Annotated in this window: 8 protein-coding genes and 1 pseudogene; 7 read left to right on the forward strand and 2 right to left on the reverse strand. The window is 71.6% G+C overall.

Features of this window, described 5'->3' with window-relative positions; genetic code table 11:
• The 3 genes from RISW2_RS25110 to RISW2_RS21430 all read left to right on the forward strand — a co-directional run.
• The coding region (locus RISW2_RS25110) for an MBG domain-containing protein (RefSeq protein ID WP_043774902.1) at positions 1-1,015 on the forward strand (1,015 nt) is incomplete at its 5' end.
• Between the two features lie 17 nt (positions 1,016-1,032).
• A complete protein-coding gene (locus RISW2_RS21425) occupies positions 1,033-2,964 on the forward strand; it encodes a caspase family protein (protein ID WP_051492263.1) in 1,932 nt (643 codons plus the stop codon).
• Between the two features lie 15 nt (positions 2,965-2,979).
• Positions 2,980-4,365: a class I SAM-dependent methyltransferase gene (locus RISW2_RS21430; RefSeq protein ID WP_043774904.1), complete on the forward strand. Its 1,386-nt coding sequence runs from the start codon at positions 2,980-2,982 to the stop codon at positions 4,363-4,365.
• Here RISW2_RS21430 and RISW2_RS21435 read toward each other — a convergent pair.
• A complete protein-coding gene (locus RISW2_RS21435) occupies positions 4,358-5,155 on the reverse strand; it encodes an OmpA family protein (protein WP_043774916.1) in 798 nt (265 codons plus the stop codon). The two genes, RISW2_RS21430 and RISW2_RS21435, sit on opposite strands and share 8 nt — an antisense overlap.
• Before the next feature lie 145 nt (positions 5,156-5,300).
• Between RISW2_RS21435 and RISW2_RS21440 the strand changes: the two genes are divergently transcribed.
• The 4 genes from RISW2_RS21440 to RISW2_RS21455 all read left to right on the forward strand — a co-directional run bounded on the left by RISW2_RS21440 (position 5,301) and on the right by RISW2_RS21455 (position 11,817).
• Entirely contained in the window at positions 5,301-6,059 is a 759-nt protein-coding gene (locus RISW2_RS21440) for a PP2C family protein-serine/threonine phosphatase (RefSeq protein ID WP_043774906.1), read from the forward strand.
• Positions 6,060-6,062: 3 nt separating this feature from the next.
• The gene (locus RISW2_RS21445; protein ID WP_043774908.1) at positions 6,063-6,935 is read left to right on the forward strand and encodes a M15 family metallopeptidase; all 873 of its coding nucleotides are present in this window, start codon (positions 6,063-6,065) and stop codon (positions 6,933-6,935) included.
• 3 nt (positions 6,936-6,938) lie between these two features.
• The gene (locus RISW2_RS21450; protein WP_043774910.1) at positions 6,939-9,383 is read left to right on the forward strand and encodes an ImcF-related family protein; all 2,445 of its coding nucleotides are present in this window, start codon (positions 6,939-6,941) and stop codon (positions 9,381-9,383) included.
• Positions 9,384-9,480: 97 nt separating this feature from the next.
• On the forward strand, positions 9,481-11,817 hold the full coding sequence (locus RISW2_RS21455) for a type VI secretion system Vgr family protein (RefSeq protein ID WP_051492269.1): 2,337 nt from the start codon (positions 9,481-9,483) through the stop codon (positions 11,815-11,817).
• On the opposite strand, the pseudogene RISW2_RS25115 reads toward RISW2_RS21455, so the two are convergent.
• Positions 11,804-12,055: pseudogene (locus RISW2_RS25115) on the reverse strand (hypothetical protein); the annotation flags it as partial. The gene RISW2_RS21455 and the pseudogene RISW2_RS25115 sit on opposite strands and share 14 nt — an antisense overlap.

The raw sequence follows: 12,055 nt of genomic DNA on the forward strand, positions 1-12,055 counted from the left end.
CGCCGGCGCCGCCGCCGATGCCGATGTCGCCGGGTCTCCCTACGCCATCGTCGGGACCGGCGTGACCGGGACCGGGCTCGGCAATTACGTGGTGAGCGTCGAGAACGGCGCCCTCACGGTCGACCCGCGGGCGATCGCGGTGCGCGTGAACGATGCGACGAAACGCTTCGGCGAGACGCTGAGCTTCGATGGGACCGAGTTCACCGCGCCCGACCTCCTCTTCGAGGACCGGCTCGACCGCATCGCCATCGCGAGCGAGGGTGCGGCGGCGGAGGCCAGCATCGCGGGCTCGCCCTACGCGATCACCGGCTCCGCGCCGGAGGGCACGGGGCTTGGCAACTACGCCTTCACCTTCGTCGACGGGGCGCTCACCGTCGAGCCGCTCGTCGCCAACGACGTGCCGCCGCCGCCGCCCTTCGGCGGCTTCGACCTGCCCGAGCCCGCCGACACGATCACGCTCGACCTGCCGGGGGGCGCGATCGCTTTCGATGAGGCAGCGCCGACCCTCGTGGTCGCCGGCGGCGACGAGGGCGCGGTGGGCGAGGCGCGTGACACGCTGCGCGTCGTGGAGACCGTGGCCACCCGGCTCGAGATCGCGGCGCAGGCCTGCGGCGACAGCACGGCGGAGATCTCGCAATACCTCGCCTGCCTGTCGGACGCGCTCGACGACTTCGCAGCCGAGCTCGACGACATCTCGACGCGGCTGCCGCCCGAGATGGCGAACGTGGCACAGATCGTGCGCACGGCGCGCCAGCAGGTCGACGCGGCGCGCACGCGCGCCGAGGGCCGGCTGGCAAGTGCCGCCACCGACGCCGAGCGCACGCAGATCCGCGACGATGCGCTGGCCGAGGCGCAGGCGGCCATCGCCACAGCGTCGACCGAGATCCGCAAGGCCATCGCGCTGGTACGGGCGGACGACCCCGAGCTCGTCAGCCTCCGGCGACAGACGATCGAGACCGTGGCCGCCGCGGTCGACACCGTCGGCGTGGAGCTGTCGCGGGTGACCGAACTCTGACGCACGGAGGAGGACCGATGACCGGCGCGCTGCGTGTCGCATGCATCCTGATCGTGGCCTGGCTGGCGCCGGCCGCGGCGCAGGAACGGGTGGCGCTGGTCATCGGCAATTCGGACTACGCCAACGTCGGCACGCTGAAGAACCCCCGCAACGACGCCTCGGACATGGCGATCGCCCTCGAGGGGCTGGGATTCGAGGTGCTGCTCGGCACCGATCTCGACGGCGCGGGCATGCGCGGCATCGCGCGGCGCTTCACCGAGGCGGTGCGCGACGCGGATGTCGCGCTGCTCTACTATGCGGGACACGGGTTCCAGGTGACCGGCACGAACTTCCTCGTGCCGACGGATGCCGCGATCGGCCACGTGGCGGACGTGCCCGCGCAGACCGTGTCGCTGAACGAACTGGTGGATGCCATGGACCACGCGCCGGGGCTGAAGCTGGTCTTCCTCGACGCCTGCCGCGACAACCCGTTCGGCGGGGGCCTCGATGACGCGGCGGGGGTCGAGAGCGGGCTCGCGCGCGTCGGCAGCGACGCCGATTTCCTCTTTTCCTACGCCACGCAGCCCGACAACGTCGCCTATGACGGCACCGGGCGGAACAGTTTCTTCACCGAGGCGGTGCTGAACCACATCTACACGCCCGGGCAGGACGTGTCGGACATGATGATCGCGGTGCGCCGCGACGTGATGGCGGCGACCGGCGGACAGCAGATCCCGTGGGAGAACTCGTCGCTGACCCGGCGCTTCAGCTTCGACACGAGCCCGGTGACGGTGTCGGACGAGGCGATGCTGTGGCAGGTGGCGGCCGACATGGGCGACCCGGCGCTCATGGATCTCTACCTCGACCGCTACCCGCAGGGCACCTACCGGGAGGAGGTCCTGGCCTTCCTCGACGGGCCCGGCGCCTCGGTGCAGACCCGCGCGATGCAGACCGCCGACACCGAAGGGGACGACGACCGGCTCTGGCAACTGGCGCGACGCACGCGGATGCGCCCGCTGATCGAGCATTACCTCGCCACCTATCCCGAGGGCCTGCATGCCGGCGCCGCCCGGCGGCTGCTCGCCTCGATCCCCGCGCAATCGGAGGCAGAGCCGGGCAATGTCTGCCGGCGGCTCGCCACCCATCCCCGCGACGCGACGGCGATGCATGCGGGCGTGTCCTTCGAGACGCTGCAGCGCAACGCGCTGCCCGCGATCCAGTCCTGCAGCGCGGCGGCGATCCAGTCGCCGGACGTCGCGCATTACGTGGCCCTCTTGGCACGGGCGACGGCGGCGTCGGGGGACCTCGACCGCGCGGTGCAGCTCTACCGGCAGGCGGCCGAGCGCGGCGACCTGCGCGCCATGGTGAGCCTAGCGCAGCTGCACGAGGCCGGAACCGGCGTGCCGCAGGACCCGGCCGCGGCGCTCGCGCTCTACGAACGCGCGGCGGAGGGCGGCAGCGCGGACGCGCTCATCAACCTCGCGGTCAATCTCTTCGAGGGCGCGGGCGTGGCGCAGGATACGGACCGCGCCATCGCGCTCCTGCGTCGGGCGGCCGAGGGCGGGTCGGCCAAGGCGACCTTCAACCTCGGAGTGCTGGCACAGCAGGGCGCGGTCGACACGCCCGCCGCGGCGCTCGACTATTTCGAGCGCGCGGCACGCGAGGGCGAGGCGCAGGGCTACCGGGCGGCGGCGATCCTGCTCGACGAAGGTCGCGGCGTCGCCGCCGACCCCGACCGCGCCGCGAACCTCCTCCTGCTGGGCGCGGCCGAGGATGGCGGCGAGATCGTCGCGGCACTGACCTCGGCGCCCGAGCAATGGTCCCCGGGCACCATCGTGGCGGTGCAGGAACGGCTGGCGGCGGCGGGCTACTATGCCGGGCTCGCCGATGGCAGCGCGGGGCCGAAATTCGACGCGGCGCTGCGGCGCTGGCGGAACGGCGGGTTCGACCCGCAGGTGCTGACACAGTGACGCGGGGCCGCGCCCGTGGCTGACTGGTCCCGCGGTTACCCGGTCGAGGAATCCTATCTCGACACGCTGCAGCCCGAGCTGTCGCCATTCCGCTGGCGCGCGGCGCTCCTGACCGCGCGGCGGCGGCCGGTGGCCGAGGACCGGCCCTTCCGGTTCGTCGAGCTTGGCTGCGGTTCGGCGCTGTCGCTTCTCGGCCTCGCGGCCTGCTACCCGCACGGGCGCTTTTCCGGCTACGATTTCCTGCCCGAACACGTGGTGCGCGCGCGCGCCATGATCGCCGAGACCGGTCTCGGCAACATCATTGTGGAGGAGGCGTCGTTCGCCGATCTCGCCGCGAGCGACCCGCCCGCGCGCCACGACTACGCGGCGCTGCACGGGGTCTGGACCTGGGTCGACGCAGAGACGCGCGCGGACATCGTGACGCTTCTCGGTCGCTGGCTGTCCCCCGGGGCGCTGGCCTACCTGGGTTACAACGCGGCCGCCGGGTGGGCGGCGGCGGCCCCGCTGCGCCGGATCTTCCGCGAGATCCCGGCGGATGCCCGGCAGACAGGGTTCACGGCGGCGCGCGCGGCCGCGGAGGACTGGCTCGCCCTCGGCGACGCGCCAGCGGCCCGGGCGCTCTGGGCGCGAATCGCGCGGCAGCCCGACGGCTACCTCCTGCACGAATTCGCCTCCGTGAACGGCAGCGCCGCCTGGCCGCAGGAGGTCCTGGAGGATCTCGCGCGCGCGAAGATGGGCTTTGCCTGCGCCGTCGAGCTGGGCGAGCAGTTCGATGCCATGTTCCTGCCGCCCGAGCGGATGGACTTCCTGCGCCGGGCGACAGAGGCCGGGCTTGGCGAGACCGCCCGCGATCTGGCCCATGCGCGCACGTTCCGCGCGGACCTCTTCCACCGCGGCGCCCCGCGGCTGACCCCGCGCGAGATGGTGGCCGGGCTGCGCGCGCTGCACGTCATCGGCTGGGGACGTGACCGGCCCGTCGCGGTGCCCGACGCCCGACCGGTGGCCGAGGCCGCGGACGTGCATCCGGACCTGCGCGCGCAGATCGCGGCGCGGATCGGGGACGGGCCCGCGACGCTCGGCGCGGTGATCGACAGCCTCGACATGGAGCCGCGGCAGGCGCTGCAGACGATGCTGGTGCTGATGGTCTACGGCGACATCCTCGCCGTGCGGTCACCCGACGAGGCCGCCGCAGCGCAGGCCGGGTGCGACCGGTTCAACGCCTTCGTGGCGCGGCGCCTCGCGGCGGGATCGCTGGTGCCCGGCCTCGCCTCGCCGGTGCTCGGCAGCGTGATCCACGTGCCGCGGGACCTGCGGCGGGCGGCGCTGGGGCTCGACCCGGCGGAGCCCGGCACCGCGCGGATGTTCCACGCGCTCGGGATCGTGCCGCCCGACCTCAGCTGAGGGCCTGGAACTCCACGCGCCGGTTCTCGTCCGCGCGCGGATCGGCGGGATTGTAGAGGAAACGCTCGCCCATCCCGACCGTGCGCAGCCGTCCGGGCGCGACACCGCAATCGTCGACCAGGTGGCGGGCCACCTCCTTGGCGCGCAGGACCGACAGGCGTTCGTTGTAGGCGTCGCTGCCCGCGGCGTCGGTGTGCCCGACGATCATGATCTCGTCGATCGCGGCCTCGTTCAGCACCTGGCACATCTTGGCGAGCTTCGGTTTCTGGTCGTCGCCGAGGGCCGCGGAATCGAAGCCGAACTCGATATGCAGGTTGACCTGAAGGTCGGGGTCGAGGCGGCCGAACACCATCGGCGCGTCGGGTTCCGCCGCGGCGAGAAGCGGCCGGTTCGGATCGGCGGGCACGGCTGCGGACCCGGATGCCGCGGCGCTGACCGACACGCCCGACCCGTCGCCCGCCTGCACGTCCGGCGCCGCGAGCGTCGCGGTCTCGGTGGTCACGTTCGGGGACACGTCAGACACGGCGGGCGCGGACGGCGCCGAAGCCATGTCGGCAGCCGGTGCCGCGGCCTCGGGCGCCTCGGCGCGCACGTCGTCCACGGTCACGAGCTTCAGGCCGCGGGTCTCGCCAAGGTCGCTCCGGCGGGCCTCGCGGAACGCGTCCTTCTGGCGTTCGAACAGGGATTTCAGCTGCTCGACGGACAGGTCGTCCTGGGCGAGCGCCGGCAGCGGAACCGCGAGCACGGAGACCACCGCGGCACACCGGAAGAAACGGGTCGGGAATGTCATGATGACCACCTGGTGGGGAAAAATGTATTTTTGCACTTTAGGGAATAGTGTAGCATCCTGAGCTCAGCAGTTCAGCAATTTTCGGTCTGTGTCCGGGTCGGGATTTCCGCCATGGACCCAGGCAGCGCGGGGCCGAGGTGCACGCATGTCCACACCCGTTACCCGCAGCCCGCTCCTTCGGCCGCAGCAGGCGCCGCGTTTCTTCGGCGCGGGCCTGACCCATGCGGGCCGGGTGCGCGAGGAGAACGAGGATTCCATCCTGACCGATCCCGATGGCGTGCTCTGGGCGGTGGCCGACGGGATGGGCGGCTACGGCCACGGGGCACTCGCCGCCGACATCGTGATCGACGAGGTGTCGCGCGTGGGCGCGCAGGCGCTGCCCTCGGCGGCGCTGCGCGCGGCGCTCGAGCGGGCGAACGCGCAGATCCTCATGCGCGCGCGGCAGGACCGCACCGGGCCCATGGGGGCGACGACGGTCGCCATGATGATCCAGGGATCGGTGGCGCACGTGGCCTGGGCCGGCGATTGCCGCGCCTACCTGATGCGCGGCGGTCAGCTGCGGCTTCTGACGCGCGACCACAGCGTGGTGCAGGAGATGGTGGACGAGGGCCTTCTCAGCGACAGCGACCGCAATCGCCACCCGCAGAGCCACGTGGTCACCCGCGCGGTGGGCTACGAGCCGCAGCTCGAGGTCGACACCACCGCGACGCCGCTCGTGCACGGCGACCGGATGATCCTCTGCTCGGACGGGCTGACCGCCTGCCTCGGCGAACACGACATCGCCGGGATCACGCGCACGGCGCAGGATCCGCGGCACCTCTGCACCCTGCTCGTCACCGCGGCGCTGAACGACGGCGCGCCCGACAACGTGTCGGTGATCGGCGTCTTCGCGTCGGAGGCCTGAGCGATGCGCGAGGGCGCCCTGATCGGCCCGATCATCGTGGCGATCGGCCTCGTGGTGGCGGCGATCGCCTTCGCCGTGGTGGGCGCGCTGCTCGAGACCGCGGACGGGCGCACGGAGCTGCGGCTCGACCGGACCGAGGCCGATCTCGGACGGCTCGGCGCGGATCTCGATTCGCTGCGTTCCGACCTGCGCGACGCCGAAGCCGAGATCGCCCGGCTGGAGGAGGAGATCGCGCTGGCGGCGAGCCGACCCGCGGCGGTGGCCCCCCAACCCGATCTCGCGGTGACGGCGCCCGAGATCCTCGGCTCCGCCGACGAGGACCTGCCGGGCACCGCGCAGATGACCGAGGAGATGCTGACCGCCAAGGACCGCTTCAACCAGGGCGTGACGCAGCCGCGCAACAAGGTCATGCTCGAGATCCTCGGCCATCCGCGGTCGAGCTACGGCACGGACTGCCAGTCGGTCACCGAACCGCGGCTCAAGGCGCTGATGGAGACGCGTCAGGTCGGGCCGATCCGGGTGACGATGATCCGCCCCGCGCTCGATTCCCTGCAGCGCATCGTCGACAAGCTGCAGGCGAGCGAGCCCGACATCTACGCGGCGCTCGGAACCGCCGGCGCGCTCTGCGCGCGGCTGATCCGCGGCTCGCGCACCGCCGTGTCGAACCATTCCTGGGGCACCGCCATCGACGTGAAGCTGCAGGACCGGCTCGACGGCTTCGCCGACGGCGGCACGCAGTTCGGGCTGCTGCTGCTCGCCGAGCTCTTCAACGAGGAGGGCTGGTACTGGGGCGCGGGCTACCGGCGCGAGGATTCGATGCATTTCGAGGTGGGCGTCGAGACGCTGCGCACCTGGCAGGAACAGGGACTTCTCTAGGCCATGGCACGCCCGCGCGAGGAGCCCTCGAGCCTCGATCGCGCGGCCGCGCCCATCCTGCGCTTCATCGAGGACCTGCCGCGGCGTGCACGCCACGAGGGCGCCAAGCGGCTCGCCACCGAGGCGGGCGGCCTCCTTGCCCGGTTCGAGAGCGACGCGGGCCGTGGCGGCGCGCATCCCCACACGCTGAAGCCCGCCCGCTACGCCCTCGCTGTGCTGATCGACCAGACCGCGCGCCAGGCTCGCGGCCTGTCGCTGTCGGCGTGGAACGCGGTCGCGGCGGGCCAGCTCTTCGAGGGGCGCGAGATGACGCTGGCCCGCATCCGCGAGTTCCGCGCCACCGCCCGCGGCCAGGGCGAGGCCTTCGCGCCGCTCGCGGCCTTCCTCGACGCGATGCTTGCGCGGATCGGCGAGGTGCGCGCGGGACCGCGGCGCCTCTCGGGGGGCGGCTGGCTGCCCCGGGCGGCGGGTTTCGTCCTGCTGGTGCTCGGCGCGCTCGGCGGCTACGCGGGCTGGCTCGAATGGCGCTACCACGCCCCGATGATCGCCGAGTTCGACGCCGAGGCGCTGGTGATCGGCCTCGACCGGCCACAGCAGGGGGCGGAGCTCGTGCGCCGGCTCGACGCGCTGCAGGCCGCGCGCGACCGGGTGGTTCAGGCCGGCGCCCGCGCGCCGTTCCGTGGGATCGTGCGCCTGCCCGCGGGCAACAGCGCCGCGCATGCCGGCGCGGCCTACGACGCCGCCGTCGCGCGGCACGTCCCGGGCGCGGTCGCGGACGCCATCGAGACTGTGCTCGCCACGGAAGGAGAGGGGCTCGTGCTCTACGACGCGCTGCGGGCCTGGGCAGTGCTGACGGGGCGGGTGGACTGGCAGCCGGGCTACCTGGCCGGCTGGCTGCGCGACAACGAAGGCCGCATCGCCACGGGGGGGCTCGCGCGGCACCTCGGGCCGCTGGCGGGCGCGTCCACGGACATCGTCGCGACCGACACCGTGGTGATGGACCAGGCGCGCGCTTTCGCCGCCGAGACGCCCGAACCCGCCCGCGCCTGGCTCGAGCTCCTGCGTTCGGACGAGATGCGCGCGCTGCCGGACTGGACGCCCGCCACCGCCGTGCCGGACATCCCGCGCGTGGTGCTCCGCCGTTCGGGCCGCCCCGTCGAGGAAGGTCTGCCCGGTCTCTTCACCGCGCGGGGCTGGACCGAGGCGCGCGAGATCGGCGTGGGGCTTGCCGTCCAGCGCGCCCGCGCGCTCGACCGCCAGATCACCGGGCAGGACCTTGCGCCCGAGAACAGCACGCCGGACCTGCTGATGGACCGGCTGCACGCCGAGACCATCGCGGCATGGAAAGCGTGGCTCGCCGACCTGCGCGTGCGCCCCTTCGCCGAACGGGAGACGGCGATCGTCGTCTCGGGGCTCCTTGCGCAGGCCGAGAACCCGCTGAGCGCGCTCCTGCGCGAGGTCTGGAACCAGGCCGGCGGGAACGACCGCCGCCGCAGCCACGACCAGCAGCTGGCGCTGGCGCGCGAGTTCGGGCCGATGATCCAGTATGTCGAGGCCGGCCGCATGGCGGAGATCGCGCAGCTCTTCTCGGCGTTGAACGTGGCGCTCGGGGCGCTCGACATCGACGCCGGGCGGGGGGCGCGGCGGCTCATGTCGATCCAGGACCGCGCGCGGTCGGTCGCGGCGCTGCAGAGCGCGCCGCGCATCGTCGTGCAGATCGCCGAGGACGTGCTGGCGCAGACCGCCCAGCCGCAGGCCATCGAGACCGCGTCGAACCCGCTGGCCCGGCACTGGCAGACCGAGGTCTTCCCGCTCTGCCGTGATGCGCTGGCCGCGCGCTACCCGTTCTCCGAGGGGCGCGACGCCGATCCGGTGCAGATCGCCGCGCTTCTGGGGCCGCAGGGCGCGCTGAACCAGTTCCTGCAGTCGAGCGCCCTGCCCTTTCTCGAGACCGACGAAAGCCCGTGGCGCTGGAAGCCCGAGGCGCGCTTTGCCGGGCTCTCGCCCGAAAGCGCGGCCTTTCTCGAACGCGCTGCGCAGGCGTCCGAGGGCCTGTTCGGACCGGGCGGCATGGACCACACCCTGCGCCTGGCCGCGCTGGCCGAACGCGGGCAGACCATGGTGTCGATCGGCGGCCAGAGCGTCCCGGTACGCGCGAGCGGCGTGCCGGCGGTGCTGACCTGGCCCGGCACCGCGCCCGATGCCGGGATCGAGGTCGCGTTCCGCGAAAGCGCGGATGCCGCGCGCATCGCCCATCGCGGACCCTGGGGGCTCTACCGGCTGCTCGACGGGCTGCGGCTGCGGCTCAGGGACGACGGGGCGCGCGTCCTTCTGGACCTGCGCAACGAGGCCGGCCGCGTGTTTCTCGAGGTCGGCTTCGACGCGGCGCTCAACCCGGTTTCGGTGCGCCCGGCGCTTCAAGGTCTCGCCTGCCCGCCCGCGCTCTGACAGAATCGGAGCGATCATTTCCGCGAATCCTGTATGATCAGGGCATTTGATACGAAGCAGTTTCCGCCGGCGTCTCCGGCAGCAAGGGACAGGACCGATGATTGAGGACGGCAGGATCGCCCGGCTTTCCGGCAAGAACATCACCGAAGCGATCACTCCCGAGGGCACGATCGTCGATCTGCGGTTCGCGCGGCTCGTGGGCCATGACGAGGTCAGCAGCTGCTTCTGCTTCGAGCTGACCGCGTTCAGCAGCAATTTCGACCTCGACCCGCTGAAATACGTGGGCGAGGAAGTCTGTGTCACCGCGACCACCGACGTGACCCATCCGGACGATGAGCGGCATTTCAGCGGCATGGTCGACCGGATGTCGTTCGACAGCATCGAAACCGGCAGCGACGGCTACATCACCTACAAGCTGATCCTGCGGCCGCACCTCTGGCTGTTGTCCAAGGAAAGCGACAACCGCATCTTCCAGGGCATGACTGTGCCCGAGATCGTGTCCGCGGTGCTGAAGGAACATGCCGCGATCCGGTTCGAGTTGCGGCTGAAGAAGACCTATCCGGTCCGGACCTATTGCGTGCAATACGGCGAGAGCACGCTCGACTTCCTGCAGCGGATCCTCGAGCACGAAGGCATCTTCTACTTCTTCGAATACGATCTCGGTCACCACACGGTCGTCCTGTCGGACGATGCCGAGAGGGCGAAGCCCGCCCCCCGCGCAGAGGTCCTGCGCTTCGAGCCGAACGACAGCCTGCTCGACGGCTCGGGCGTCATCACGAGCTGGCACCGCACCACCAGCGTGGTGACCGGGCAGCACGCCCAGACCGACTACGATTTCGAGCGGCCCGGCGCGGACCTCATGTCGGTCGACCGCAACCCGCGCCGGCACCTGCATGACGACCTCGAGCGGTACGATTATCCCGGCGCCTACGTCGCCGCCACCGAGGGCGACCGGCTGACGGGCATACGGCTCGACCAGGACCAGCGCGGCGCGGTCGAGATCCTGTGCGACAGCACGGCGAGCGGGCCCGCCGCCGGCAGCGCCTTCAAGCTCGCGGATCATCCCCGAGACCTGGAGAACGACGCGTACTTCATCGTGCGCGCCGAATACCGCCTGCACGATCCCGATTACCGCGCCTTCGACGCGCCAGACGAGGAGGCGGCTGGCTTTTCCGCGCACTACCACCTCGTGCCCAAGACGTCGCAATGGAAACCCGGACGGACCACGCCACGGCCCGTGATGAAGGGCCCCCAGACCGCGGTGGTGGTCGGGCCGCCGGGCGAGGAGATCTATACCGACAAGTATTCCCGGGTGAAGGTGCACTTCCATTGGGACCGCCTCGGCACGCGCGACGAGATGTCGTCGTGCTGGGTGCGGGTGAGCGCCGCCTGGGCGGGGTCCGGCTGGGGATTCATCCAGATCCCGCGCATCGGGCAGGAGGTCATCGTCGACTTCCTCGAGGGGGATCCGGACCAGCCCATCATCACCGGCCGCGTCTACAACGCCGAGCAGATGCCGCCCTACGACCTGCCCGGCGAGGCCACGAAATCGGGGTGGAAATCCAACTCCTCGAAGGGCGGCGGCGGCTGGAACGAGCTGATGTTCGAGGACAAGAAGGGCAGCGAGCTGGTCTATTTCCAGGCCGAGAAGGACCATGACGAACTCGTCAAGAACAACGAGACCCGTCATATCGGCAACGACTGGTCCGAGGAGGTCGTCCGTGACGCGCGCCAATGGGTCGGCCACAACCGCGACGAGAGCGTCGACAACAACAAGACGACGACCGTGGGCGTCGACCGGACGGTCATGATCGGCAACAACGACACCGAGACGGTCGGCGTGAACCGCGCGCTGACCGTGGGCGCGAACGAGACGATCGCGGTGGGCGTGAACTCGAGCGAGACGATCGGCGCGCATCACGTCCAGACCGTGGGGGCGACGCAGACCATCACGGTCGCCATGGCGCGGATCGACACGGTCGGCGCGGTCGAGACGCGCAGCGTCGGCGCCGCGCAGGTCAACACGATCGGCGCCACGCGCCAGATGAGCGTGGGCCTAGGCCAGTCGCACGACATCGGCCAGAACGACAGCTGGGAGATCGGCGGTGGCCAGTCGGTCGAGATCGCCAAGGATCAGGCGATCGAGGTCGGCAAGAGCCACAGCCTGTCGGTGGCGGAGGACAGCACCGCATCGATCGGCAAGAACCTGTCCTTCACGGTGAGCGAGGACACCGGAGTCACGACCGGCAAGAACCTCGTGCTCAAGGCAGGCGACAGCATCACCCTGGTCTGCGGCAGCGCCAAGATCCAGATGCAGAAGGACGGCAGCATCAGCATCGAGGGCAAGGACATCACCGTGACGGGATCGGGCAAGATCATCGCCAAGGCATCGTCCGACATGGTTCTGAAAGGCAGCAAGATCAACCAGAACTGACCGGGAAGAGGCGCCCGAGCACGGCCTCGGGCGGGCCGGGCGCATGTCCCGGCACCCAGAGGAGCGGCGGCGCGAGGGCCGGCGTTCCGGGCGCGGGTGCGACAGGCGAAAGCGCCGCGGCCAGCGCCGCGGGATCGAGCGACCCGGACCGCGCGGCGCCAAGGGGGCCGCGCACGGCCTCGGCCCATGCCTCGGCCTCGGCGACGCCCGCGCCGTCCGCGGCCGCGACCGCGGCGAG

Source organism: Roseivivax isoporae LMG 25204 (assembly GCF_000521865.1).
In the GTDB taxonomy this organism is placed as follows: Bacteria; Pseudomonadota; Alphaproteobacteria; order Rhodobacterales; family Rhodobacteraceae; genus Roseivivax; species Roseivivax isoporae.

Bases quoted from the DNA above. Each gene is read 5' to 3' on its own strand.
- RISW2_RS21425 (WP_051492263.1), top strand. From the start codon at position 1,033: ATGACCGGCGCGCTGCGTGTCGCATGCATCCTGATCGTGGCCTGGCTG.
- RISW2_RS21435 (WP_043774916.1), bottom strand. From the start codon at position 5,155: ATGACATTCCCGACCCGTTTCTTCCGGTGTGCCGCGGTGGTCTCCGTG.
- RISW2_RS21455 (WP_051492269.1), top strand. From the start codon at position 9,481: ATGATTGAGGACGGCAGGATCGCCCGGCTTTCCGGCAAGAACATCACC.
- RISW2_RS21445 (WP_043774908.1), top strand. From the start codon at position 6,063: ATGCGCGAGGGCGCCCTGATCGGCCCGATCATCGTGGCGATCGGCCTC.
- RISW2_RS21440 (WP_043774906.1), top strand. From the start codon at position 5,301: ATGTCCACACCCGTTACCCGCAGCCCGCTCCTTCGGCCGCAGCAGGCG.
- RISW2_RS21450 (WP_043774910.1), top strand. From the start codon at position 6,939: ATGGCACGCCCGCGCGAGGAGCCCTCGAGCCTCGATCGCGCGGCCGCG.